Annotated in this window: 27 protein-coding genes; 15 read left to right on the top strand and 12 right to left on the bottom strand. The window is 61.6% G+C overall.

Features of this window, described 5'->3' with window-relative positions; genetic code table 11:
• Positions 1-38 precede the first annotated feature (38 nt).
• Together KCX59_RS20925 and KCX59_RS20920 are read left to right on the top strand one after the other, a co-directional pair.
• The gene (locus KCX59_RS20925) at positions 39-974 is read left to right on the top strand and encodes an SDR family oxidoreductase (RefSeq protein WP_179016797.1); all 936 of its coding nucleotides are present in this window, start codon (positions 39-41) and stop codon (positions 972-974) included.
• Positions 975-1,021: 47 nt separating this feature from the next.
• Positions 1,022-1,585 (top strand): cysteine hydrolase family protein, encoded by a 564-nt coding sequence (locus KCX59_RS20920; protein ID WP_178993731.1) that lies wholly within the window; start codon positions 1,022-1,024, stop codon positions 1,583-1,585.
• Here the strand turns inward: KCX59_RS20920 and KCX59_RS20915 are convergent.
• From KCX59_RS20915 to KCX59_RS20900, 4 genes are all read right to left on the bottom strand, one after another.
• On the bottom strand, positions 1,577-2,521 hold the full coding sequence (locus KCX59_RS20915; protein ID WP_256871341.1) for an AraC family transcriptional regulator: 945 nt from the start codon (positions 2,519-2,521) through the stop codon (positions 1,577-1,579). The two genes, KCX59_RS20920 and KCX59_RS20915, sit on opposite strands and share 9 nt — an antisense overlap.
• 98 nt (positions 2,522-2,619) lie before the next feature.
• Positions 2,620-2,880 carry a hypothetical protein gene (locus tag KCX59_RS20910; protein WP_179016799.1) on the bottom strand — a complete coding sequence of 87 codons (261 nt, stop codon included), beginning with the start codon at positions 2,878-2,880 and terminating at the stop codon, positions 2,620-2,622.
• Complete coding sequence (locus KCX59_RS20905; protein WP_178993727.1) at positions 2,873-3,142, bottom strand: GlsB/YeaQ/YmgE family stress response membrane protein; 270 nt, start codon at positions 3,140-3,142, stop codon at positions 2,873-2,875. Before KCX59_RS20905 ends, KCX59_RS20910 begins: the two co-directional genes overlap by 8 nt.
• Before the next feature lie 304 nt (positions 3,143-3,446).
• A complete protein-coding gene (locus KCX59_RS20900; protein ID WP_091463788.1) occupies positions 3,447-3,644 on the bottom strand; it encodes a CsbD family protein in 198 nt (65 codons plus the stop codon).
• Positions 3,645-3,827: 183 nt separating this feature from the next.
• Here KCX59_RS20900 and KCX59_RS20895 point away from each other — a divergent pair, with 183 nt between their 5' ends.
• Positions 3,828-4,262, top strand: coding sequence for a hypothetical protein (locus KCX59_RS20895; RefSeq protein ID WP_091467377.1), 435 nt, complete (start codon positions 3,828-3,830; stop codon positions 4,260-4,262).
• A gap of 50 nt (positions 4,263-4,312) precedes the next feature.
• Here the strand turns inward: KCX59_RS20895 and KCX59_RS20890 are convergent, their stop codons facing one another.
• Both KCX59_RS20890 and KCX59_RS20885 read right to left on the bottom strand, forming a co-directional pair.
• Entirely contained in the window at positions 4,313-5,017 is a 705-nt protein-coding gene (locus tag KCX59_RS20890; RefSeq protein ID WP_179016800.1) for an alpha/beta fold hydrolase, read from the bottom strand.
• A 42-nt stretch (positions 5,018-5,059) separates the two neighbouring features.
• On the bottom strand, positions 5,060-5,629 hold the full coding sequence (locus KCX59_RS20885; protein WP_179016801.1) for a YdeI/OmpD-associated family protein: 570 nt from the start codon (positions 5,627-5,629) through the stop codon (positions 5,060-5,062).
• 239 nt (positions 5,630-5,868) lie between these two features.
• On the opposite strand from KCX59_RS20885, the gene KCX59_RS20880 reads away from it, so the two are divergent.
• The 6 genes from KCX59_RS20880 (at position 5,869) to KCX59_RS20855 (ending at position 12,346) form a co-directional block, all read left to right on the top strand.
• Positions 5,869-7,347, top strand: coding sequence for a fumarylacetoacetate hydrolase family protein (locus tag KCX59_RS20880; RefSeq protein ID WP_218648899.1), 1,479 nt, complete (start codon positions 5,869-5,871; stop codon positions 7,345-7,347).
• Positions 7,340-8,023 carry a GntR family transcriptional regulator gene (locus KCX59_RS20875; protein ID WP_179016803.1) on the top strand — a complete coding sequence of 228 codons (684 nt, stop codon included), beginning with the start codon at positions 7,340-7,342 and terminating at the stop codon, positions 8,021-8,023. Before KCX59_RS20880 ends, KCX59_RS20875 begins: the two co-directional genes overlap by 8 nt.
• A 35-nt stretch (positions 8,024-8,058) precedes the next feature.
• Positions 8,059-9,570: a 5-carboxymethyl-2-hydroxymuconate semialdehyde dehydrogenase gene (hpaE, locus tag KCX59_RS20870; protein WP_091463774.1), complete on the top strand. Its 1,512-nt coding sequence runs from the start codon at positions 8,059-8,061 to the stop codon at positions 9,568-9,570.
• A gap of 103 nt (positions 9,571-9,673) precedes the next feature.
• Entirely contained in the window at positions 9,674-10,768 is a 1,095-nt protein-coding gene (gene hpaD, locus KCX59_RS20865) for a 3,4-dihydroxyphenylacetate 2,3-dioxygenase (protein ID WP_178993717.1), read from the top strand.
• A gap of 4 nt (positions 10,769-10,772) precedes the next feature.
• The gene (gene hpaH, locus KCX59_RS20860) at positions 10,773-11,558 is read left to right on the top strand and encodes a 2-oxo-hept-4-ene-1,7-dioate hydratase (protein ID WP_179016804.1); all 786 of its coding nucleotides are present in this window, start codon (positions 10,773-10,775) and stop codon (positions 11,556-11,558) included.
• Positions 11,543-12,346, top strand: a complete 804-nt coding sequence (locus tag KCX59_RS20855) for an HpcH/HpaI aldolase family protein (RefSeq protein ID WP_179016805.1) — start codon at positions 11,543-11,545, stop codon at positions 12,344-12,346. The genes hpaH and KCX59_RS20855 overlap by 16 nt, the downstream gene beginning before the upstream one ends.
• Before the next feature lie 14 nt (positions 12,347-12,360).
• On the opposite strand, the gene KCX59_RS20850 is transcribed toward KCX59_RS20855, so the two are convergent.
• The 5 genes from KCX59_RS20850 to purB all read right to left on the bottom strand — a co-directional run bounded on the left by KCX59_RS20850 (position 12,361) and on the right by purB (position 16,303).
• Positions 12,361-12,732, bottom strand: a complete 372-nt coding sequence (locus KCX59_RS20850) for a nuclear transport factor 2 family protein (RefSeq protein WP_179016806.1) — start codon at positions 12,730-12,732, stop codon at positions 12,361-12,363.
• Positions 12,733-12,858: 126 nt separating this feature from the next.
• Positions 12,859-13,293 (bottom strand): acyl-CoA thioesterase, encoded by a 435-nt coding sequence (locus tag KCX59_RS20845; RefSeq protein ID WP_017198826.1) that lies wholly within the window; start codon positions 13,291-13,293, stop codon positions 12,859-12,861.
• 52 nt (positions 13,294-13,345) lie between these two features.
• Positions 13,346-13,849 carry a GNAT family N-acetyltransferase gene (locus KCX59_RS20840; protein ID WP_017198825.1) on the bottom strand — a complete coding sequence of 168 codons (504 nt, stop codon included), beginning with the start codon at positions 13,847-13,849 and terminating at the stop codon, positions 13,346-13,348.
• 237 nt (positions 13,850-14,086) lie between these two features.
• Positions 14,087-14,749, bottom strand: coding sequence for a histidine phosphatase family protein (locus tag KCX59_RS20835; RefSeq protein WP_178993712.1), 663 nt, complete (start codon positions 14,747-14,749; stop codon positions 14,087-14,089).
• A gap of 147 nt (positions 14,750-14,896) precedes the next feature.
• A complete protein-coding gene (gene purB / locus KCX59_RS20830) occupies positions 14,897-16,303 on the bottom strand; it encodes an adenylosuccinate lyase (protein ID WP_178993709.1) in 1,407 nt (468 codons plus the stop codon).
• 183 nt (positions 16,304-16,486) lie between these two features.
• Between purB and KCX59_RS20825 the strand changes: the two genes are divergently transcribed.
• Positions 16,487-16,783, top strand: a complete 297-nt coding sequence (locus KCX59_RS20825; RefSeq protein WP_434122541.1) for a hypothetical protein — start codon at positions 16,487-16,489, stop codon at positions 16,781-16,783.
• Positions 16,784-16,878: 95 nt separating this feature from the next.
• Positions 16,879-18,117 (top strand): hypothetical protein, encoded by a 1,239-nt coding sequence (locus tag KCX59_RS20820; RefSeq protein WP_256871342.1) that lies wholly within the window; start codon positions 16,879-16,881, stop codon positions 18,115-18,117.
• Positions 18,118-18,162: 45 nt separating this feature from the next.
• On the opposite strand, the gene KCX59_RS20815 is transcribed toward KCX59_RS20820, so the two are convergent.
• Complete coding sequence (locus tag KCX59_RS20815) at positions 18,163-18,591, bottom strand: phage holin family protein (protein ID WP_017198820.1); 429 nt, start codon at positions 18,589-18,591, stop codon at positions 18,163-18,165.
• Between the two features lie 72 nt (positions 18,592-18,663).
• Here KCX59_RS20815 and KCX59_RS20810 point away from each other — a divergent pair, with 72 nt between their 5' ends.
• From KCX59_RS20810 to KCX59_RS20795, 4 genes are all read left to right on the top strand, one after another.
• On the top strand, positions 18,664-19,782 hold the full coding sequence (locus KCX59_RS20810) for a histidinol-phosphate transaminase (protein ID WP_179016808.1): 1,119 nt from the start codon (positions 18,664-18,666) through the stop codon (positions 19,780-19,782).
• A gap of 151 nt (positions 19,783-19,933) precedes the next feature.
• Positions 19,934-21,121: a pyruvate dehydrogenase (acetyl-transferring) E1 component subunit alpha gene (pdhA, locus tag KCX59_RS20805; protein ID WP_179016810.1), complete on the top strand. Its 1,188-nt coding sequence runs from the start codon at positions 19,934-19,936 to the stop codon at positions 21,119-21,121.
• Positions 21,121-22,101 carry an alpha-ketoacid dehydrogenase subunit beta gene (locus tag KCX59_RS20800; protein ID WP_091463755.1) on the top strand — a complete coding sequence of 327 codons (981 nt, stop codon included), beginning with the start codon at positions 21,121-21,123 and terminating at the stop codon, positions 22,099-22,101. Before pdhA ends, KCX59_RS20800 begins: the two co-directional genes overlap by 1 nt.
• Positions 22,102-22,168: 67 nt before the next feature.
• Positions 22,169-23,740 carry a dihydrolipoamide acetyltransferase family protein gene (locus KCX59_RS20795; protein ID WP_091463752.1) on the top strand — a complete coding sequence of 524 codons (1,572 nt, stop codon included), beginning with the start codon at positions 22,169-22,171 and terminating at the stop codon, positions 23,738-23,740.
• The last annotated feature ends 13 nt before the right edge of the window (positions 23,741-23,753 follow it).

Genomic DNA, 23,753 nt, shown 5'->3' with positions numbered 1-23,753 from the left:
ATAAAGCACCGTGCCGTGCAATGAAAAGGGGCAGAATCATGACTCAAGGTGATCCGAACCAGACTGACAAGCCGCAAACCGACGGGAACCGCCTCACCTCCGCACCATCAGACCCGCGCCGCGGGTACCACTCGGGCGAATTCCCCCAGCAGGAGCAGGAACAGCCGGGCCTCACCAGACCACTGGATCCGCAACCGGACCATGGCGAGAAGAGTTACGTGGGGCACGGGCGCCTGCAGGGTAAGACCGCGTTGATCACCGGCGGTGACTCCGGCATCGGCGCTGCGGTAGCCATTGCCTACGCGCGCGAGGGCGCCAACGTGGCCATTAGTTATCTTCCGGAGGAAGAGGAAGATGCGCAGTCGACGGCGGATTGGATCCGTGAGTGCGGAGCGCAAGCCCTGCTGTTGCCCGGCGATGCGCGGGATGAAGGCTTCGCGGCCGAGATTGTGGAACGTACAGTGCAGGAGCTTGGCGGGCTCAACGTGGTGGTTTTGAATGCGGCCTACCAGAAGAACCGCGAAGGCCTGGAAACCATACCCACGGAGGAGTTCGACCGTGTCTTCAAAACCAATCTGTACTCGCTGATCTGGACGGCGCAGGCAGCCATTCCGCATCTCCGGCCGGGCGCCTCGATCATTGTCACGGCATCCATCCAGGCGTTCAATCCGTCCGCCCAGTTGATCGACTATGCCATGACCAAAGCGGCCCAGGTGGCCTTCACCAAGGCCATGGCCGAGGAACTCGGGCCCAAGGGGATCCGCGTTAATGCAGTGGCGCCTGGCCCTATCTGGACTCCACTGATCCCAGCCACCGAATGGCCGGACAAGCTCCCCACCTTTGGGCAAGACACACCACTGGGTCGTGCCGGCCAGCCTGCCGAGCTGGCGCCAGCCTTCGTGTTGCTGGCGTCCGATGAAGGCTCCTATATTTCGGGGGCAGTCCTTCCGGTCACGGGCGGGAAGGGACTCTGATCTCTGCCCGGGCGGTTTGTTGAGGTTCAGGTTTAGGGAGTACAACGATGATCGCTGTTTTGGTGATCGACATGCAGAATGCCTACTTCGAGGACCCTGCTCTCAAGGGGCGCCAGGAAGAAATTGTTGCTGCCTGCAATTCGTTGACCAGCGCAGCGCTCCAAGCCGGGACCAAAGTGATCCTGGTAGGAACCGTGCATGAACGGGACAAATCCACGTGGAGCCTGAACATGCTCGACGATGATCAGGGATTTATCTTCAGGGGCAGTGAGCAGGCCGAGTTCGTTCCCGGGCTGCTCACTGCAGATCTTCCCCGGTTGATCAAGACCAGGGACAGCGCCTTTTTCGGAACAGATCTTGCCATGCGCCTGAGGAATTGGGGCGTCGACACCGTCATTCTTGCCGGAATTTCAGCCCATAACTGCATTGCCCAAACGGCCGCTGACGCCTTTGCCCACAACATCAAGGTGATTTATGCGGCCGAGGCCATTGGGACGGAGGACGCGGAAGCCGCAGAGTCCGTACTGCGTGTCCTCACCCGTGAATACCGGCAGAACGTGTTGCCCTTGGATGAAATTCGGCAGCTTCTGGGATCAGCTCCCTCAGCGTAGTTCTTCCCTTTCAATGGGGATCCACAGTTGCCCGCGGCCATGCGTGCCGCCGGGTTCCACCTGGACGCTGAGCATTTCCGGTCCCGGCGCCCACCTGTAGGGGTTGGCAGGAAACCATTCCGTGGCGGCATCAGCCCACATACCCTGCAGGACTTCCGGAAACTTTCCCTCGGCTTCAAAGACCACCCACAGGCCGGCCGGGACCTCCAGGGACTCGAAACCTTCCGGGACCGGTTTGGTAGAGGCCACTGCGTGCCAGTAGTCCAGTTCGCTTCCCTCGTTGCGCTGCTCTTCGATGTTGTCAGTGACTGAGAGCGGGCCGGCGGGATCCATGTCCGCAATCTCCACCAATTGCTTGGTGACAGCGGGGTCCAGTCCTCGCTGGAAGTCGATGATGGCTTGATTGGGTCCCTCGTGGACCAAAGGGACACGGGCTTTCAGGCCTATGAGGCGGAAAGCAGGTTGATCTTCTATGCGGTGCTTCATGTCGGCGTTTCCTTCAACTCGGAGGTGGAACCTCAATTGAGGTTGGGAATGGAGAACCGCGCCCGGCAATCGTGCCTCAGAGGGGCTCAACCCGTGCAGGGCTTTGAACGCGCGGGTGAATGCCTCTGCCGATCCGTACCCATAGCGGACGGCAACGTTCAGCACAGTCCCGCCCTCGAGGATTTCCGCAGTGGCTGCCGTCAGGCGCCGCCTGCGGATGTACTCAGATATGGGCAGGCCAGCCAGGGAGGAAAACATCCGGCGGAAGTGGTACTCGGAGGTCAGGGCAGCACGAGCCAAGGCACCCACCTCGATATCCGAGGTGAGGTCTTGCTCGATGAGCTCTATGGCCCGATTCCAACCCTGCATCATGCCTCCGTCCTGCACCCGGCGCTCCATCCTTTTCATCGACGCTACGCGGACTTCCGAGTCGATGCCCCAACAATCCATGCCCGAAAATATCAGGCCCCACAATGTATGAACCCGCACAACGCAAGAACCCGGAGACTGCATCTGCAGTTCTCCGGGTTCTTGGCTGTATTCAGTTGTTACGGTCGACTGGAGCCTGAAGCTTCTTCGTCCGGTTCGGAGGAGAAGGGCCGGTCCTTAGGGACGTCTTCCGTGTTCTTTTCATCCAGTTCGGCGTCAGCCGAAGGTACCGTCTTCTCGGCGTAGTCACCTTCGGTGTAGTCGCCTCCGGCATCGTCCTTCAGTGTTTCCGGGGACACACCTGTGTCTCCGTAGTCGCCTTCGGAATACTGGCCTTCGAGTTCGTCGCCGTTGGCGTCGCGGTTCTGGTTGTTAGCCATGGTGGGTCCTGCGGTTGGTGACCAGGCCGTAGATCAGCAGCACAATGATGGAGCCGCCGATAGCCAGGAGCCACGTGGTGAGGGAGAAGAATTCCTGCAGGCCCGTGTTAAAGATGAGCCCGCCAATCCAGCCGCCCAGGAGTGCGCCGACGACGCCCAACAGGAGGGTGACCAGCCAGCCGCCACCCTGGCGACCGGGAAGAATAAGCTTTGCGATAGCGCCGGCCAAAAGGCCGAGCAGAAGAAAACCAAAGAAACCCATTTTTGCTCCTACTTTCTTGTTGATGGAAATTCCATGAACGTGATGAAGCGAGTATGTTCATCGGGTGCCTGTTCCAAGGTGTAGGCACCGTAATGGGGCCCCTGAAGGCCCTATGGAATGTGGGGATTGGAACTTTTTATGCAATCCCGATGAATTTATGAAATGCAGCCAATAAAGCACTCCTGCCGATTGGGTCGGACTCGGTACTACACCAGCAACGCTAGCGGCTCCCGAGGCAAGTAGCAAGTAACCTGACTATTAGTCGGCCCTTGCTTGCGGGCTCCGAATGCTGCGGATTCGCGGCCTAGTGGCCCTTGAGGGAGTCTTTGACTCCTTGAGCGGCGTCCTTGACTTTCTCGCCGGACTGCTTGAGGTTTGCCTCAGATTGCTCGCCGACGCCCTCGGCCTGCAGGTTCCTGTCGCCGGTGGTTTCGCCGGTCTTTTCCTTGACCTTGCCGCCTGCTTCTTCGGCGGCATTACTAATCTTGTCACCCAGTCCCATGGTTTCACTCCTCGGGTTTCATGCGGTTACTTCCTGCGGTTATCCGCTGGTTGGCATAACAGTTTAGTCGAATGTTTTATTTCGGCAAATCACTATTAACCGGCCCGCAATCAATGGGCAGGTGACACGGCATGCCCGGCAGGGATAGTGTCGAGGAATAACACCTCGGAAGGAGTGATTGCTGTGAAAGGCAAAGCATTGTTCGCCGTTGGCGTGGCTGTCGGCTACGTATGGGGATCGAAGTCCTGGCCGGAGGTGTACCGGCGGGTCCGCGGAGGCACCGAGAAGCTTTGGAAGAACCCTGAGGTTCAAGAGAACGTGCACCAGGCCACGGAAGCAGTCCAGGAATCCGTGCCGGACATTCTGGACAACCTGTATGAGGCCGGCAAGAAGTTACTGGAAAAGGCAGAAGCGATGTTCCCTGGCATCACTTCCCCCAAGGCGGGTCAGCATGCTGACTCCTCTTCCAGCAGCAAGCCCACCGTCACCACCGTGCCCACTATCAAGTCGGACGTGGTGTCCGATCCTGCCTTGGATGACGCCACGGGAAGTGACTGGACAGGCGAGGGCGGCGCTGCGCCGGAAGGTCCGGCGACCAACACGCCGCCCAAGGCCTGAACTCTCCTCGCTGAGGGCGGCCGCGTCGGGTAAGTGCCGCCGTCGGAGGTCTATTTGGCGCGTTCGACCGCCGTCAGGATCGCCTCGCCCAGCTCTTTGGGTTTGGTGAACTGAGGCCAATGTCCGGTGGGGAGGTCGATGTACTCGACGTCCCGGATCCTGGCGAGTTCTGCCGTGAACGGGTGCCCGGCATCCATCCACTCCTTGAGGAGCGACGACGGGAACTGGCAGGCGATGATCGTGGCCGGTACGTCGTAGCGCCGGACGTCGCTCAGGTGTTGCTGGTCGAAGGAAACGCCCTTGGGCTCCGGGATGGCCCGTGCCCGGAACGCGTCCTTGAGGTCGTCAGTCAGGTCTACGAGGTCTTCTTCCTCGAACAATTCCCATGGCGGCAGCGGGACGTCGTCGCCGTCGTCGGGCAGTTCGTCATTGATGACACCGCCCTCACCGAGCGGACCGCTGTCAACGAAAATGGCGCGGGCCACTCGGTCCGGGCGGGCATCTGCTACGCCATGGATGATGGCGCCGCCACCTGAATGGCCCACCAGGATGACCTTGCCGTCGAGGGAGTCCACTTTCGCCACCACGGCGTCGATGTGCGTGCGAAGGCCGATGCCCGCGCGTGATGCGTCCACCGACTCCAGCCCCGGCAGCGTCAGCGGATGAACTGTGTGGCCGGCTGCTTCCAGCGGCGGCGTCACCTCCTCCCACGACGACGCGTCCAGCCAGAAACCGGGTACAAGGATGATGTCCATGCCGGTACCCTACGGGAGCCCACCGACAGTTTGTAAGAGCAGCTAGCTTCTCACCGCCAGCGTCTCCACCGCCTTCGCCAGGATCTTGGCGCGGGACTCTGTGGAGCGGGCTTTTAGCACCTGCAAAATGATGAGGTAGCGCTCTGTCTTGCCCAGATTTTCGAAGGTTTCCTTGGCGGCCCGGTTTCCGGCGAGTGCGGCCTGCAGGTCCTCCGGAACCTCTGCGTTGGCTTGCGAAACGTAGGCGGCTTCCCAGCGGCCATCAGCTTTGGCTGCATCTATTTCGGCGTACCCGGCAGGTTGCATGCGTCGTGCCCGTATCAGTGCTTCCACTTTGCCCACGTTCACTTGGGACCACGAGCTTCGGGCCCGACGTCGGGAGTACCTTTGCAGGAATGTCTTGTCGTCGTGGCCCTTGCGTTGGCCATCGATCCAGCCGAAGCAGAGGGCGCCGTCCAAGGCGTCCTGTATCTCAATGAGTCCGGCGCCCGAGTTCTTTTTCCCGATGACAAGCCAGGCTTCGGCCTTGGTGCTGTGGTTCGCGGAGAGCCAGTCTTCCCACTCCGCGCCGCTGGCAAATCTCAGCAGCTCCGGCTCACTCTTCTGCTCCATGCTGTTACCTCCCACTGCTCCTGGTTCAAGTACCAGCATCCCCCAAGTAGGTAGCAGCAGAGGCCGTTTTGGACGCTCAAAACGCCCTCAGCTGCTACTTAGTTGGGTTTTGGGGAGGGGGTTGACGCAGATCACGTTTCCGGTCCATAGTTATCGTATACGATTTCGTACTTGATGCAGCTCGAGGAAGAGGAGGCGCCGTGACACTGGAGTTCCGGACCCAGGAAGTCAGCCAGGAGATGCTGGCCCGGACGCGCAAAGTCATTGCGGTCCACATCAACTACCCCAGCCGCGCGGCCCAGCGCGGACGCACTCCCGAGCAGCCTTCGTACTTCCTGAAGCCGTCCTCATCCCTGACGCTCGGCTCCGCGGATGCTCCCGGCACGGTTGAGCGCCCGGCCGGCTGCGAACTGCTCGGCTATGAAGGCGAGATCGCGTTGGTCATCGGCAAGTCGGCCCGGCGCGTGGGGTTGGAGGATGCGTGGAGCCACGTCGAGTGGGTCACCGCGTCCAACGACCTCGGTGTGTACGACCTCCGCTACGCGGACAAGGGATCCAACGTCCGGTCCAAGGGCGGCGACGGCTTCACTCCCGTTGGCCCGGCACTCATTCCTGCCGACGCCGTGGATCCCACCCGGTTGCGGATCCGCACCTGGCACAACGGCTACCTGGTCCAGGACGACATCACCGAGGACCTGCTCTTCCCGTTCGCCCAACTCGTCGCGGACCTCTCCCAGTTGCTCACGCTCGAAGAGGGCGACATCATCCTCACCGGAACCCCCGCCGGTGCCTCCGTTGCCAAGCCCGGTGACGTCGTCGAGATTGAGGTCACCGGCGGTGACTTCAGCAGCGGCCGCCTGGCCACCAAAGTCACGGAAGGCACGACGCCGTTCGCGGACTTTGGTGCCCGTCCCAAGACCGATGACATCCAGCGGGAAGAGGCGTACGGATCGCGTGAGGCGGCTGGTCTGGAGGCTGCAGGACCGGAGGCTGCTTCCGTCCTGACGCCGGAGCTGAAGGCGAAGCTGGAGTCTGTCGCCACCGCCACATTGTCGTCCCAGCTCCGTAAGCGCGGGCTGAACAACGTGAGCATTGACGGCTTGCAGGCCACCCGCCCGGACCGCAAGGTGGTGGGCCTGGCCCGGACCCTGCGCTATGTGCCCAACCGTGAGGACCTCTTCAAGACCCACGGCGGCGGCTTCAATGCCCAAAAACGGGCCATCGACTCCGTGAATGAGGGCGAAATCCTGGTCATGGAAGCCCGCGGCGAGAAGGGCACCGGCACCGTCGGTGACATCCTGGCGCTGCGGGCCCAGGTCCGCGGGGCTGCTGCGATCATCACCGACGGCGGCGTCCGCGACTACTCGGCCGTGGCCGATCTGGAGATGCCCACTTACTTCGCCAACCCGCACCCCGCAGTCCTGGGACGCCGGCACATTCCGTGGGACACCGACATCACCATCGCATGCGGCGGCGCGACCGTTCAGCCGGGCGACATTATCGTGGCCGACTCGGACGGCATCCTGGTGATCCCGCCGGCCATTGCCGAGGAACTGGTGGACGACTGCATTCAGCAGGAGAAGGAAGAGACGTTCATCTTCCAGATGGTCCAGGAAGGGAACAGCGTTGATGGGCTGTACCCGATGAACAAGGAATGGCAGGCGCGGTACGCGGAGTGGTCGGCCAGCCAAAGCCCGGAAGGAGCCTCAGGTGACTGAAACCGCCGTCGGAAGTCCTGCCCTGAAAGCTAATCCCGAAAGCAAGTCCCAACAGGCGTATGCCGCTGTGAAGGCGCGCATCGTTGAGGGGACCTACACTCCGGGGTACCGGCTGGTGCTCGCCAAGATCGCCGAGGACCTGGGCTTCAGCGTGGTCCCGGTCCGCGAAGCGATCCGCCGTCTGGAGGCCGAAGGTCTGGTGAAGTTCGAGCGGAACGTGGGCGCCACGGTGGCCGGAATCGACCCCACCGAATACCTGTACACGATGCAGACCTTGAGCATTGTGGAGGGCGCGGCCACTGCGTTGTCCGCACCGCTGATCGACTCGGTAGCCATTGCCCGGGCCCGCGGGGTCAATGAGGAAATGCGCGAGTGCCTGGAGCACTTTGATCCCGTCCGATTCACCGCTCTTAATCAGGACTTCCACAGCGTCCTGTTTGAGCACTGCCCCAATCCGCACATTCTTGACCTGGTGCATCGGGGATGGAACCGGCTGGCCTCGCTTCGTTCGTCGACTTTCCGGTTCGTTCCCGGCCGCGCGCAGGAGTCGGTGCGCGAACACGAGGCCTTGCTGCAGCTTATTGAGGGCGCTGCAGACGCCGACACCATCGAAAAAGCAGCTCGCCAGCACCGCGCAGCCACCCTGGACGCCTACCTGGCCCAGGCCAAACAGTAATTACCAGCCACTGATCACTAGTTAGGACTTCAACGATGACGACCTCAGTAGAGACCGCCAAGCATTACATTCCCGAGAACCTTCCGTCCCATATCCAGCACTTCATCAACGGCGAGTTTGTTGACTCCCTGTCCGGCAAGACTTTCGATGTCCTGGACCCGGTATCGAACGGCAACTACGCCACGGCTGCTGCGGGACAGAAGGAAGACATCGACCTGGCCGTCGCCGCGGCCCGCGAAGCATTCGTCAATGGTCCGTGGCCGAAGATGAAGCCGCGTGAGCGTGCCCGGGTCTTGAACAAGATCGCCGATGCAGTAGAGGCACAGGAAGCCCGCCTCGCCGAGCTCGAAACCTTCGATACCGGCCTGCCGATTACCCAAGCCAAGGGCCAGGCCCTCCGCGCTGCCGAGAACTTCCGCTTCTTCGCCGACTTGATCGTTGCGCAGTTCGATGACGCCATGAAGGTCCCGGGTTCGCAGATCAACTACGTGAACCGCAAGCCGATCGGCGTCGCTGGCCTGATCACGCCGTGGAACACCCCGTTCATGCTGGAGTCTTGGAAGCTCGCCCCGGCTCTGGCCACCGGCAACACCGTGGTGCTGAAACCGGCCGAGTTCACACCGCTTTCTGCTTCACTGTGGGCGCAGATCTTCAAGGACGCAGGCCTGCCCGACGGCGTGTTCAACCTGGTCAATGGCCTGGGCGAAGAAGCCGGCGATGCCCTGGTGAAACACCCGGACGTTCCGCTGATTTCCTTCACGGGCGAGACCACCACGGGCCAGACGATCTTCCGCAACGCCGCAGCCAACCTCAAGGGCCTGTCCATGGAGCTCGGCGGCAAGTCCCCATGCGTCGTGTTCGCCGATGCAGATCTGGATGCCGCAATTGATTCCGCGCTGTTTGGTGTGTTCTCCCTCAACGGCGAACGCTGCACCGCCGGCTCCCGCATCCTGGTTGAGCGCGCCATCTACGACGAATTCTGCGAAAAGTACGCCGCCAGGGCCAAGAACATCGTGGTGGGCGATCCCCACGATCCCAAGACCCAGGTAGGCGCACTGGTCCACCCCGAGCACTACCGGAAGGTGGCGTCGTACGTGGAGATCGGCAAGTCCGAAGGGCGGCTCCTGGCCGGCGGAGGCCGACCCGCCCACCTGCCCGAAGGCAACTACATAGCACCCACGGTGTTTGCCGACGTCGCCCCTGACGCGCGGATCTTCCAGGAGGAAATCTTCGGTCCCGTCGTGGCCATCACGCCTTTCGAGAACGACGACGAAGCCCTCGCCTTGGCGAACAACACCAAGTACGGCCTGGCGGCCTACATCTGGACCCAGAACCTGACCAGGGCGCACAACTTCTCCCAGAACGTGGAGGCCGGCATGGTGTGGCTCAACAGCCACAACGTCCGCGATCTGCGTACTCCGTTCGGGGGCGTCAAGGCCTCCGGTCTTGGTCATGAGGGCGGCTACCGTTCCATCGACTTCTACACCGATCAGCAAGCCGTGCACATCACGCTCGGCTCCGTCCACACGCCCAAGTTCGGCGCCTAGTACCCGACTAGGTCGCAATAGTGCGCGTTTTGAGTCTCCAAAACGGCATCTACTGCTACTCAGTTGGGTTCCCACACCACCCTTTCAACGAAGAGAGAATCCCATGAGCAACTTCACCGGCCCCATCCCCACTCCCGCAGTCCCGGCTCCGGACATTGTCCGCTGCGCCTACCTGGAACTCGTGGTCACGGATCTGGCCAAATCCCGCGCGTTCTATGTGGACCTTCTGGGCCTGCACGTCACCGAGGAAGATGAGAACACCATCTACCTGCGCTCCTTCGAGGAGTTCATCCACCACAACCTGGTCCTCCGCAAAGGCCCGGTCGCGGCAGCCGCAGCGTTCGCGTACCGTGTGAAGTCCCCGGCCGAGGTGGACGCCGCTGAGGCGTACTACCGCGAGTTGGGCTGCCGGGTTGAGCGCCGCAAGGAAGGCTTCACCAAAGGTGTGGGCGACTCCGTCCGCGTGGAAGACCCGCTGGGCTTCCCGTACGAGTTCTTCTACGACGTTGAGCACGTCGAACGCCTCACCCAGCGCTACGACCTCTACTCCGCCGGAGAACTCGTCCGCCTGGACCACTTCAACCAGGTGACCCCTGACGTCCCGCGCGGCCGCAAGTACCTGGAGGACCTCGGCTTCCGCGTCTCGGAAGACATCAAGGATTCCGACGGCGTCACGTACGCCGCGTGGATGCACCGCAAGCAGACTGTGCACGACACCGCGCTGACCGGTGGCAACGGACCCCGCCTGCACCACATCGCGTTCTCCACGCACGAGAAGCACAACATCATCCAGATCTGCGACAAGATGGGCGCCCTGCGCATCTCCGACCGCATCGAACGCGGCCCCGGACGCCACGGTGTGTCCAACGCTTTCTACCTCTACATCCTTGATCCCGACGGCCACCGCGTAGAGATCTACACCCAGGACTACTACACGGGTGATCCGGACAACCCCACCGTCACCTGGGACGTCCACGACAACCAACGCCGCGACTGGTGGGGCAACCCGGTGGTTCCGTCCTGGTACACCGAAGCCTCCCTGGTCCTGGACCTCGACGGCAACCCGCAACCCGTGATCGAGCGTACCGACGCCTCGGAAATGGCTGTCACCGTGGGCGCCGACGGATTCTCCTACACTCGTCCGGACGGCGCCTCCGGCGAGGCTGCCGAGGGTTTCAAACTGGGAGCGCAGGTCTAAAGCCATGCTGGACGCGAAAACGATCGAAGCCATTGCCGACGAATTGCTCGAGGCCGGACGCAACCGCAAGCCGGTACCGCGCCTCACCGCCCGCTACCCAGACATGACGGTGGAGGATTCCTACTCCGTGCAGCAGTTGTGGATGCGGCGGAACGAGGAAGCGGGGCGCACGTTGGTGGGGCGTAAGATCGGCCTCACGTCCAAGGCCATGCAGGCCGCCACGGGCATCACGGAGCCGGACTACGGCGCCATTTTTGATGACATGGTCTTGGAGACCGGATGCTCCGTGGAATGGGACAAGTACACCCATCCCCGGGTTGAGGTGGAGCTGGCATTCGTGCTCAAGTCAGGTCTCAAAGGACCGGGCTGCACCATTTTCGATGTCCTCAACGCCACCGACTACGTGGTTCCGGCCCTCGAAATCCTGGACTCCAGGATTGAGATGGAGGGCCGGACCATCGTGGACACCATCTCGGACAACGCCGCGATGGGCGCCATGGTGGTGGGCGGACGTCCGGTGCGACCCGACGCCGTCGACCTCCGCTGGGTATCCGCCATCCTGTACAAAAACCAGACCGTGGAGGAGACCGGAGTGGCTGCCGGAGTGCTCGATCACCCGGCCAACGGAGTGCATTGGCTGGCCAACAAGATCGCTGCACACGGGGACTCAATGAAAGCTGGAGATATCATCCTCGCGGGCTCGTTTACACGCCCCTTATGGGTGTACAAAGGTGATACCGTACACGCGGACTACGGACCGTTGGGAGTTGTGACATGTCACTTCAGCTGAGCCCCACCTTCTATTCGGCCCTTGGTGACGCGGGGCGTCCGCTGGCCGGCATGTGGGTGTGTTCCGGAAGTCCGCTGGTTGCAGAGATCTGTGCCGGCTCGGGTTTGGACTGGCTGCTGATTGACGCAGAGCATAGCCCGAACGGCCTGGAATCCATCGTGGCACAGCTTCATGCCGTGAGCGGCTACCCTCTGCAGGTCATGGTCCGGCCGCCCGTGAATGACACAGTGGTAATTAAGCAGTATTTGGACCTCGGCGTGCAGAACCTGCTGATCCCCATGGTGAACTCAGCCTTTGAGGCAGCCACCGCCGTTGCCGCTGTTCGTTATCCGCCGCTTGGCGTCCGTGGTGTTGGCTCGGCACTTGCCCGAGCCTCGCGTTGGAACCGCGTCCCGGACTACTTGGCCAACGCCTCCGACTCGATCAGCCTCACCGTTCAGATTGAGTCCGAGGCTGCGGCATCCTCCGTTGAGGAGATCCTTGCCGTCGATGGCGTTGACGGCATCTTCCTTGGTCCCTCGGACCTCGCCGCTTCCATGGGCCTGCTGGGACAGCAGGAGAATCCTTTGGTGAGGGCCGTCGTCGAGCATTGCCTTGCAGCCGCGAAAGCAGCCGGAAAACCGGCTGGCGTAAACGCCTTCAACGAGGCAACTGCCCGCGCATACCTCGACGCCGGTGCCTCCTTTGTACTGGTTGGCGCCGATGTCGCTGTGCTTGCCCGCGCTTCCGAGGGCTTCGCATCAACGTTCATTCCGGTGCCTGAAACGGCTGAGCGCGAAAGCTACTGAGCCAGTTGCGCGGGCTAGCTGGCCGATGACTTCTTGCGGGCCATGTACCACTCCGTGAATTCGCGGGCGCGACCGTCCTCGGCGAAACGGATAACCCAGAGGTTGTCATAGGTGGGCTCGCCATTCAGGTACGTGGTGAGGCCCTGGACGAACACGGTGTCACCATCCTGTCCGAGCAGCGTCCATTCGAAGGTCCAGTCCTCGGGCTTGTCGCCGGCGTCTGCCCAGGCTTTGACGATCTCGTCGTGGCCGTTCCATTGTTTTTCGGTGTTCGGCCGATCGGAATAGACGGCATCTTCAGTAAAGAGGGCGCGGATATCGTCGGGGTCATTCGAGGTCCACGCGCGTACGTACTGATCCATCCAAGAGTTCACGTCGTTGGTCATTTATCCGTTCTACCCTCCGATTGCTTGGGGTTCAACGGTGGCCTGCGCTGTTTGCCCATCGTTCCTGATTGATTGGCGGGCTGGTTACACGCCGCCAAGCTGCGGGAACGCACGACGCCGGTTGGTTTAGTCCTCGTCCAAGGTTTCCGTGAGGTGGTGCGTGGGAATGCGGTCGCGATCGTACGTAATCTCCGTGTAACCGTGCGGCTGGGGGCGGCCATCGGCGCCGAGATTCACGAAGACGATTTCCTCGATGGTGAGGATCGCCTCCCGGGTGATCATATTGCGGACCTCGGCCCGCATGGTCAGGGACGTGCGTCCGAAGCGTTTCGCCGTCAGGCCCATCTCCACCAAGTCGCCCTGGACCGCGGAGCTCACAAAGTTGATCTCGGAAATGTACTTGGTGACGGCGCGGCCGTTGCCCAGTTGGAGGATGGCGTAGATCGCAGCCTCTTCATCGATCCACTTCAGCAGGCTGCCACCAAAGAGTGTGCCGTTGGCGTTAAGGTCCTCGGGCCGCACCCATTTGCGGGTGCGAAAGGTGATGTCTGCTTTTTCCATAATCCGAGATTATCGAACCGGCGCAACCTTCGCTTGATATTGCGCCCGTGACCTAGGCCATTGCAGTGTGCGACGCGCTGTGTGAGTCGATCCGCTTGGAATAGCAATACGACTCGCTAACGCCAACGTAGGGACCAAAATTTGGCACGGCGGCAAACCCCGCACTTTCATAGAAACTCCGCCCATCCGACTGGGCCGATCCTGCCTCAGCCGCGATCACACTGAACCCATGGGAATGAGCCTGCGCTTCGAGCGCTGCGAGGATCGAACTCGCCACTCCCGAGCCCCGGGCATAGGGGACAACGTAAAGCCGCTTGATCTCGGCGGTCTTCTCATCCAGCATTCTCAGGCCGCCGCAGCCGAGAGGTTGGCCGGAGCACTTCTCGTAGGCCACAACGAATACTGCGGTGTCGGCCTCCGACGGCGGGGGACCGGGCTCGTGATCAGTGGTTCCGAACCTGGCATCGAGTTCTGCCTGCTGTGCGGCGCGGAGGTCTGCGCCCACGGGGTTCGCCCAAGTTACCTGCCGGATGTTGAGCCGTGGGTTGGTCTGCATCTTGCCTCATTTCGCCGGGTTTCGGGGAGGTGTCTATGCGTCTTAAGCCTAGGGAACTGTGGTTACCGCGGTGTTTCCTGCGCGTAAGCGTCGGGAGAAATGCAGGCAGTTCTGGCGTTGCGGGGCCTGCTCTGCGCCCTCCGGAGTGGGTTTTGCGTGCAAAGCAGGCCCCGCAACGTACCGGAGCCCTGCAACATCCCTGAATCGCGCAACGTCGCTGAATGGGCCCAGTCTGGATCAGGGCTGAAGTGCCTCGCCCGTGGGATCCTCGGCGGTTTGGTCTGCCAGCGCCATGCCTCCAACCGGGATCTGGTCCCAATGCAGTACGCGCCATCCGCCTTCGGGATCGCCCTCCAAGGCCACAATCCCGGTGTTGGGGAGTTGATGGGTTTCTGCGAACACCGTATCTATGTCCGTTGCCCTGCGTCCTGCCCAGCAGCGGATTGCGGCACCGTGGCTGACGATTGCCGCTGTGGAGTGTCCAGCTTGGGCAACTTTCCGTACTGAAGCATCAAACCTGGCGAAGAAGTCGTGGCCGCTGAATGCTCCGGGCATGCGCACATCCAAGTCGCCGTCTGTCCAAGCGAAGACTGTGCTCATGTAGCGGAGGTGGGATTCGTGGTCGGTTTTCTTCTCCAGAGCCCCTGCCTCAATTTCATGGACGCCGTCCAGAATTGTCGGCTCCAATCCGGTGGCCTTCGCCAAAGGCGCGACGGTCCGGTGGGTGCGCAGCAACGTCGAGGTGTACAGGGCTTCAATGGCTTCGTCAGCCAAGGCCTCAGGCAGTGCGGCCGCTTGTCGTTCGCCGAGCTCGGTGAGCCCTGGCCCCGGGAACGCTGTGTCCAACTGGCCTGCGACGTTGCCGGGTGTCTGTCCGTGCCTGATCAACAGGAGCTTCATGCGTGCTCCGCTCCTTACGTTGGTAACTGTTCCGCGATTTGTGGTGGAAACACAATTCTGTTCACCAGCTTAAACGCCGACGGCGGACCGAGGCACTCAGCCCCGGCCCGCCGTCGTCGAGCATTCTGTCCTACCTGCAGGTGATCCTTACTGAAGGTGGTCCACCAGTTTGTCCGCGATGCCCGTGTACTTGCCCGGGGTAAGGGCGAGCAGGCGTGCCTCGGCGTCGGGGGAGAGGCCAAGACCCTGGACGAATTCCTGCATCCGGGCGCCGTCCACGCGCTGGCCGCGGGTCAGGTCCTTGAGGCGTTCGTACGGGTTTTCCATACCTTCGACGCCGGCGATGGCTTCGGCGCGCATGACCATCTGGATTGCTTCGCCCAGGACTTCCCAGTTGGTGTTGAGGTCACCGGCGAGGACTTCCTCCGCGACGTCCAGGGCCTTCAGGCCCTTGGCTACGTTGGAGATCGCGAGCAGCGAGTGGCCGAAGGCAACGCCGATGTTCCGCTGCGAGGAGGAGTCCGTGAGGTCGCGCTGCCAACGGGAGGTGACCAGTGTGGCGCCCAAGGTGTCCAGGAGGCCGTTGGAAATTTCCAGGTTGGCTTCGGCGTTCTCGAAGCGGATCGGGTTGACCTTGTGCGGCATCGTGGAGGAACCCGTGGCCCCGGCGACCGGGATCTGGCGGAAGTAACCGATTGAGATGTAGCTCCAGATGTCCGTGCACACGTTGTGCAGGATGCGGTTGAAGCGTGCGATGTCGGCGTAAAGCTCTGCCTGCCAGTCGTGGCTTTCGATCTGCGTGGTGAGCGGGTTCCAGGTGAGGCCCAGGCCTTCCACGAATGTCTTGGCGACAGCTTCCCAGTCAGCACTAGGGACGGAAGCGACGTGCGCGGCGTAGGTGCCGGTGGCGCCGTTGATCTTACCGAGGTATTCAGTCTTTGCAATGCGAGCCAGTTGGCGGTTCAAGCGGTGCGCTATGACAGCAAGTTCCTTGCCAAGCGTGGTGGGCGTTGCAGGCTGGCCGTGGGTGCGGGACAGCATGGGCACGGAGCGGTTCGCTTCGGCCATGGCTTCGATCTGCTTCACGAGGGCGGTGGCGTTGGGCAGCCACACGTTCTCCACGGCACCCTTGATACCCACAGCGTAGGAGAGGTTGTTGATGTCCTCGGAGGTGCACCCGAAATGCACCATGGCGGTGAGGTTCTCGATGCCAATGGCCGGCAGTCGGCGGCCGATGTAGTACTCAACAGCCTTGACGTCGTGGACGGTGACGGCTTCGATCTCGGCGAGTTCGTTGACAGAGGCGGCATCGAATTCGTTAACGATGGCACGCAGCTGGGCCACCTGCTCGTCGGACAGCGGCCCCGCGCCGGGCAATACGGACTGGCTGGTCAGGTGGATGAGCCATTCAACTTCGACGTGAACGCGATCGCGGTTAAGCGCAGCCTCGGACAAGTAGTCAACGAGGGGCGCGACGGCGGCACGGTAGCGGCCGTCAAGGGCGCCAAGGGCGAGAGGTTCGGAAGCGAGGGACACTCGGGTGGATTCAGCCATGTCGCCTATTCTTTCATGCTCCGTGCAGGGGTCGGGAGTCGATGACGAGCCTATGTGGACGGCCGATCGGGTTATCCACATAGCCGACGGCGGCCCTTCCGTTGGGTTTGGCCGCTGCGTAGCGTCGACCCTACCGATCAGCAGAACAATCAACGGAGTACACAGACAATGAGCGTCGGCTTGATGCCTGCACCCAGCCCGCCTACTTTTGATCCCTTGGAGTGTGCTTCCCGAAGCCACGAAGTCCAAAGGCTCGCGTGGCGGATGCAAGCGTGCGTAGACCAAGTGGACCAGGTTCTCACGTCCCTGCGGAGAGCACAGGTGGATGACTGGCTCTCTCCCGCGGGACGGGCCTACCGGACCACGCTTGCCCTGAATGCTTCAGCGCTGATGCGTGCACGTGAGTCGGTGGAAGCCTCCGTTGCCATGGTGCTCCGACACTCTCAAAACGTCTCCGTCTCAGGCGAACGGGGTCCGTAATGGCAGATGCAGCTCCCGTCGGGGCCGGCGCAGCACCACAGCCCTCTCGCCCAGCCAGTGACGGAATCCTCACTATTAGGGGAGGGGTGGGAGGAATGTCTTTTCAGCTCGAGGAGCTCCTGAGGGGTGCGGGCACGCTTGACGAACTGGTCCAGCAGCTCCTGGACATCGAAGAAGAAGCGCGGCAGGTTCAAGACTGCCTGGAACCCTTTCTCTACGATTCCTATGACACTGGCTGTAGCGCCCTCAACGCTGTGGCCGAGAGCCGGAAGGAAGTGGGAAAGGTTCGCCAGGAATTGGTGGAGATCAGTGGAAGTGTGCGGGCCAGCCACAGGGACTATGTGGAAGCGGAGGCCAAGAACGCTCTCCCGCGACTCCCGACCTTTGACGAGATGAAATTGGCCTGGCCGCCGACGCGGGACATGAGCCATTACCTGGCGGGTGCAGTTTTTCCTTATTGGACGAGTTCAGGGGGCGTCGCTCGCGGCGTCCTTGAATCGCCTCTCCGTCCGGACCTGCGGCCAAGACCCGTGAGCGTTGAAAGAGTGGACGAATCGGTGGCGGACGTGGATCCGTCCATGGCGGAAAGCCTCCGTCGTCTCGAGAGGCTCCACGCCCGCAACAGCGGAGAAATTGAAGTGATTCGCTTTGACAACAACGGCTCTGCTTCATGGATGGTGCTGATCCCTGGAACCCAGCCGGATTCACCCCCTACCAATCCTTTCGACATTCAAGGAATAGGTGAAGCACTGGGCTACGACTCCGAAGAAGTTGTCCCGGCTGTTGGCGCGGCACTGCGTGAAGCCGGGGCTGAAGCGGGCGATCAAGTGGTGGCAGTGGGACACAGTCAGGGAGGTGTCCACGCCATGAACCTCAGCCGGGACAAGGCGTTTCTCAGCGAATTCGATCTCAAGTATGTGCTGACGGCCGGGGCACCTGTCGGCGGCATCACCGCGGAGCCCGGCATCAGTTCACTCCACTTGGAGCAGGTTCAAGACTGGGTTCCAGGAGCAGACGGCCGGGTCAACGCCGATACTAAGGACAGGGTGACGGTCACGCTGACCAATGAAGTCAAGACACCCGAAGGCGAAGATCCCGGCATCGGCCCTGGACACGATCAGGAAAACTACGCGGCCGGTGCAGAACTCGTTGAGGCAAGCCGTGACGAGTCACTAGCGGCATCGACTGCCGCGTTTGCGGGTGTTGTCGGGGCTGGCGGGGTGGCCAAGGTGACGCGGTTCAAGCTGGAAAGAGCGCCGATCCCGGCTCTCCGTCCCGGAACGCCAGCCACTTCCGGATACGAGGGCTGGAGCCGGAACAAGGTAAAGCCCTGAACAAGGTAAGGCCCTGAAGAAGGAGACGACGAGTATTCGGAGCTGCTAGCGCTTCCTTGCACCCGGAATCAGGCCCGCCACCATGGAGATGATGCTGATGATGATCGAGGCCAGGATTGCCGTCCAGAAGAAGGAATCGATAGTGAGGTGCACGGGCGTGAAGGTGCTCAGCCATGCCGTCAGGTACAGCATCGCTGCGTTGATCACGATGGTGAACAAGCCAAGCGTCAGGATGGTCACAGGGAGGGACAACAGCCTGACCAGCGGACGGACAAAGGCGTTCACCACTCCAAAGATCAGGCCGATGAACAAATACGCCAGAATGATGCCGGCGGTGTCTGCCCCCTGCGTAAGTCCTGCGTTGGCTGCGGCCGACTCTGTGGCACTTGTGGAGATGTCCATGCCTTGCAGGAGCCAGGTTGCAACCCACAGGGCAAGCCCGTTGATCAGGACACGAATGATGAAGGAACCCATGGGCCCATGCTTTCACACGCGCCTGTTAAAGAGCTCGGCGGAAGCCGTAGATGGGCAAGTAGGCTTGAAGCCATGACTACTACTGACAACGTACCGGAGGGCGTACTCCCTCGTCCGGTCGTAGACAGGCTCCCCAAGTATGCGGCTGGAAAACCCCCTGCTGCGATTGAGGGCCTCACCAGCTACAAATTGTCGTCCAACGAAAACCCTCTGCCTCCGATTCCTGCAGTGTTGCAGGCAATTGCGGACCAGACAGACATCAATCGATACCCGGACCCCCTGGCCACGAAGCTACGGAACGCTTTGGCCGGCTTCCTGGATGTTCCCGCTGACGATGTCGTCACCGGCGCCGGGAGCCTTGGGGCGCTGAACCAGATTTTGGCCACGTTTGCCGGCCAGAATGAGGACGGCAAGCAGGACGAAGTGATCTACGCCTGGCGGTCCTTTGAGGCCTACCCCATCTGCGTTGGGCTCGCAGGGGCAGCCAGTGTGCAAATCCCCCTGTTGCCGGACGGGCGCCACGACCTCGAGACCATGGCTGCCGCAGTCACCGTACGCACCAAAGTGATTCTCCTGTGCACGCCCAATAATCCCACCGGACCGATCCTCACGGCTGAGGAAACGGAGCAGTTCATCCAAGCCGTGCCGCCCAATGTTGTGGTGGTCATCGATGAGGCCTACCAGGAATTTGTGCGGGACGCGGAGGCCGTGGACGGCATCAAGCTCTACCGCAAATACCCCAATGTGGTTGTGTTGAGGACCTTCTCCAAGGCGCACGGCCTGGCTGGCCTGCGCGTTGGCTACAGTGTCTCCGGCCCTTTGCTTACCCAGCACCTCCGGGTCACGGCCACTCCTTTTGCCGTTTCCCAAATTGCAGAACGTGCCGCCGTTACTTCACTCGAGAATTTCGATCAGGTTGTGGAAAGGGTACAAAGCCTGGTGGACGAACGGGATCGCGTGACGGCTGGCCTGAGGGAACTGGGCTGGTTCGTTCCCGAGGCTCAAGGCAACTTCGTCTGGTTGAATCTCGGGGAGCATAGCGGGGAGTTTGCTGCCTTGGCGGCAGGACAGGCCTTGTCTGTTCGTGCCTTTGGAAATGAAGGTGTTCGGGTCAGCATCGGCGAGGTGGAAGCCAACACCCGGTTCTTGGATCTCTGTGCAGGTTATACAAAGGCTCCGCAAGGTTCCTAGCGGTTAACAAATGCGCCATCGCTACTTACTGCCGATAAAGTAAGGGACGAAAGCCAAAATATATGCCTGTTCCGGAATGCATTCCGGAACAGGCATATATCCCAGCGACAGACATTGCCCGGCGCCTCGCCACGGCAAGCAAGGAGACGGAATGGGCTCGACACAACTGCCCCCCGGGACGGAAGAAAGTCTCGCGGCAACCACCGCGGCAGCAGCCGCACCAGGCGAACCAGTGGAAATGGTGCAGTTGCTCGGGCCCGACGGGAAACTGGGATCCGATCCCGTCTTCTCGGACTACGCCAAGCGGATCGATCCGGAGAAGCTCCGTGTTTTCTACACGGATATGGCGAGGATCCGTCGCTTTGACCAGGAGGCCACCGCGCTGCAGCGCCAAGGCGAGCTTGCGTTGTGGGTGCCGCTGACTGGCCAGGAGGCCGCGCAGATCGGCTCGGGCCACGCAAGTCAGGCCCAGGACTACATCTTCCCCACCTACCGCGAACACGGCGTCGCGCTGGTCCGCAATGTAGACCTCGCCGAGCTGCTCAAGCAATTCCGCGGTGTGTCCAACGGTGGCTGGGATCCGCGGGAGAACAACTTTCACCTCTATACATTGGTGCTCGCAGCCCAGACGCTTCACGCTGTTGGCTACGCCATGGGCATCCAAAGGGATCAGAAGCTCGCCTCGGCCTCCACAGACCCCAAAGCTGCAGTCATCGCTTACTTCGGTGACGGCGCCAGCTCCGAAGGCGACGTCCACGAGTCGATGGTTTTTGCAGCGTCGTACAACGCTCCGGTTGTTTTCTTCTGCCAGAACAACCATTGGGCCATTTCCGTGCCTACCGAAGTCCAGACGAAGGTTCCGCTGGCGAACCGCGCCAAGGGCTATGGCTTCCCGGGAATCCGGGTGGACGGCAACGACGTCATCGCCGTCCATGCCGTTACTGAGTGGGCACTCGAACACGCCCGGGAGGGCCGCGGCCCTGTGCTCATCGAGGCGTACACATACCGGGTGGGCGCACACACCACTGCCGACGACCCCACCAAGTACCGGGAATCCGCCGAAGAAGCTGCCTGGCGGGAGAAAGATCCACTGGACCGCCTGGAGAAGTACCTGCGCGCGGAGGGTTTGGCGGATGAAGCGTTCTTCGACCAGGTCAAGGCCGACGGCGATGAGCTCGCCAAGTACGTCCGCAGCACAACACATGGCCTTGAGGTCCCGGATATCCGCGAAGCCTTCGCCAGTGTCTACGCCGAACAACACCCGCTGATCGCGGAGGAACTGGCCTGGTTCGAGGAATACTCTGCCGGCTTCGAGAGCGACCAGGAGGCAGCTAACTGATGGCAACAATGACCATTGCGAAGGCCATCAACGAGGGTCTGCGGGCATCGCTGACGAACAACCCCAAGTCCTTGCTGATGGGCGAGGACATCGGACATCTGGGCGGTGTTTACCGTGTCACGGATGGCCTGATTAAGGAGTTCGGCGACGAACGCGTCGTGGACACCCCCTTGGCTGAATCCGGCATCATCGGAACCGCCATAGGCTTGGCGCTTCGCGGATACTCACCAGTGTGCGAAATCCAATTCGACGGCTTTGTTTACCCTGCCTTTAACCAGATCACCACCCAGCTGGCCAAGATCCACTCCCGCAGCCTCGGTAAGCTGACCGTTCCGGTGGTCATCCGCATCCCGTATGGCGGCGGCATTGGCTCCATCGAGCATCACTCAGAGTCGCCCGAAGCGCTGTTCGCCCACACCGCGGGCTTGCGCATCATTTCCCCTTCCAACGCCCATGACGCCTATTGGATGATCCAAAAGGCCATCGAATGCCAGGACCCCGTCATCTTCTTCGAACCCAAGCGCCGTTACTGGCTCAAGGGTGAGGTCGACGTCGAGAATGCAGGTCTTTCCGAGGACCCCTTCAAAGCTCACGTTGTCCGTGAAGGAACGGACGCGACCATCGTGGCCTATGGCCCGCTGGTGCCGGTTGCGCTGGCGGCCGCCAACGCTGCCACTGAAGACGGACGGAGCATTGAAGTCATTGACCTCCGTTCCATCTCGCCTTTGGACTTTGACACCGTGGAAGCATCGGTCAAGAAGACGGGCCGCCTGATCGTAGCCCACGAAGCCCCTACCTTTGGTGGCATCGGCGGCGAGATCGCCGCGCGCATCAGCGAGCGGGCATTCCTGCACTTGGAGGCACCCGTCATTCGCGTTGGCGGGTTCCATATGCCATACCCGGTGGCCAAGGTGGAAGAGGACTACTTGCCGGACATCGACAAGATCCTTGAGGCGCTCGACCGCTCCTTGTCCTACTAAACCGTCCTACCAACCGCCCTGATCCAGCCCGGCTTCGCTGCCGGGTGACCGGAAATCGAGGACCACTGTGACTGTAAAGAAATTCAACCTGCCGGACGTTGGCGAAGGCCTGACCGAGGCCGAGGTAGTGGCTTGGAAGGTCAAGCCAGGTGACGTCGTCGCCATTAACGACGTCTTGTGCGAGATCGAGACCGCCAAGTCCCTCGTCGAACTCCCTTCTCCTTTTGCGGGTACTGTCACGGAGCTGCTGGTTGAGGAAGGCATCACGGTTGAAGTCGGCACGGCGATCATCGCTGTTTCGGAAGGCCAGGAGGGTGAAGCTGCGCTGGTGACGCCTGCTGCGCCCAAGGCACCCGCCGTCGAGATGCCCCTGTATGGCAAGCTACCCGCCGACGATGACACCGACGACAACCGTCCGGCTGGCGGTCCGCTGGTCGGTTCAGGGCCCAAGGCCGACGCCGTGAAGCGTCGGGCGCGCAAACGTCCGGCCGGGGCAGTGGTTGAGGCAGCTACGGTCGCCGAGAGTGCCGAAGGTACTGTCCAGGACCACCAAGCAGCGGTGGAAGCCAAGGCAGCCGAATCGCCGGTTTCACACCGCACGACGGCGGGCCCCGCCGTCGTCGCACCCCTCACCCCTGCGACTGCCACCCCAGCGCAGTCCGTCGCGCCTCAACCCCAGGCGCCGCAAGCGGCGGCCTCCCGCGGTGCGGCGATCAGCGGAACCATCAGTGGATTGGTCAACAAGGTCCTGGCAAAGCCTCCGGTCCGCAAGTTTGCCCGTGACCTCGGCATCGATCTCGCTGACGTCGTAGCTACCGGTGAGCGCGGTGAAGTGACTCGCGAGGACTTGGTGAGCTACCAAGCCCAGCGCGACGCCGAGCATGACCAAGCAGATAGTTTTTGGGGTGCCTCGAAGAAACCGCAGGATCAGCGCGTGGAACGGATGCCCGTCAAGGGCGTTCGTAAGGCGACCGCCAAGGCCATGGTTGATTCAGCTTTCTCGGCTCCCCACGTCAGCATTTTCGTGGACGTGGATGCCAGCCGCACCATGGAGTTCGTGAAGCGGCTGAAGGTCTCCCGCGACTTTGAAGGCATCAAGGTATCGCCGCTGCTCATCCTTGCAAAGGCAGTGATCTGGGCTGCTGCCCGGAACCCCAGCGTCAACGCAACGTGGGTGGAGAACGCTGACGGTAAGGGCGGCGCGGAGATCCTGGTGAAGCACTACATGAACCTTGGCATCGCCGCCGCAACCCCGCGCGGACTCATGGTGCCCAACATCAAGGACGCCCAGGACCTTTCCCTCAAGGAACTGGCCCTTGCGCTTAATGAGTTGGCAACCAAAGCCCGGGCAGGGAAGACGCAGCCGGCTGAGATGCAGGGTGGAAGCCTGACCATCACCAACATCGGCGCGCTTGGCATTGATACCGGAACCCCTATTATCAACCCGGGTGAGGTAGCCATCATTGCCTTCGGAACCATCAAGCAGAAGCCGTGGGTGCTGGACGGCGAAGTCATCCCGCGCTGGATTACGACACTCGGTGGTTCTTTCGACCACCGCGTGGTTGACGGGGATTTGTCCGCACGCTTCATGGCGGACGTCGCATCAATTCTCGAAGAACCGGCGCTGCTGCTTGACTGACGAGCAAGCCGAC

The organism is Paenarthrobacter nitroguajacolicus (assembly GCF_051027655.1).
In the GTDB taxonomy this organism is placed as follows: Bacteria; Actinomycetota; Actinomycetes; order Actinomycetales; family Micrococcaceae; genus Arthrobacter; species Arthrobacter nitroguajacolicus.
The sequence above is the reverse complement of the archived record's forward strand: the minus strand, read 5'-3'. Positions and strand labels throughout refer to the sequence as shown.